The sequence below is a fragment of the Novosphingobium clariflavum genome (assembly GCF_026420865.1).
Lineage (GTDB): Bacteria > Pseudomonadota > Alphaproteobacteria > Sphingomonadales > Sphingomonadaceae > Novosphingobium > Novosphingobium clariflavum.
The window spans coordinates 1-493 of record NZ_JAPCWC010000112.1 but is presented as its reverse complement, the minus strand read 5'-3'; the positions used below and the strand labels follow the sequence as shown (position 1 = coordinate 493).

Here is a 493-nt window from a genome sequence, read left to right as displayed (position 1 = left end):
TAGGTATGAGACGGACGTGTCGCGCTGGGCCATGGCGGCCTGGGCGAGGCGCACTTGGGCTTTGGAAAGGGCGAACTTGCGGCCGCCTTTGCGGCCCCGCGCGCGGGCGGCGGCAAGGCCAGCCATTGTGCGCTCGCGGATCATATCCCGCTCGAACTCCGCCAGTGTGGCGAAGATGCCGAACACCATGCGACCCGATGGCGTCGTGGTGTCGATCTGCGCACCTTTCCCGGTGAGCACCCTCAAACCGATACCGCGATCCGATAGGCTCTGGACCGTGCTGACCAGATGCGTGAGCGTTCGGCCGAGCCGATCAAGCTTCCAGACAATCAGGACATCGCCGTCGCGCAACGATTTGAGGCAGGCGGCAAGACCGGGGCGATCATCACGGCTACCGGATGCACGATCATCATAGATATTGCCTGGCTCGACACCGGCGGCGCGAAGGGCATCGTGCTGCAGGTCGAGGGACTGCGAGCCATCGGCTTTGGAG

General features: G+C 64.5%; 1 protein-coding gene. It reads right to left on the bottom strand.

What is annotated here, in order from left to right:
* A partial coding sequence (locus tag OKA11_RS24515) for a recombinase family protein (protein ID WP_267225255.1) occupies positions 1-493 on the bottom strand: 493 nt, incomplete at both ends.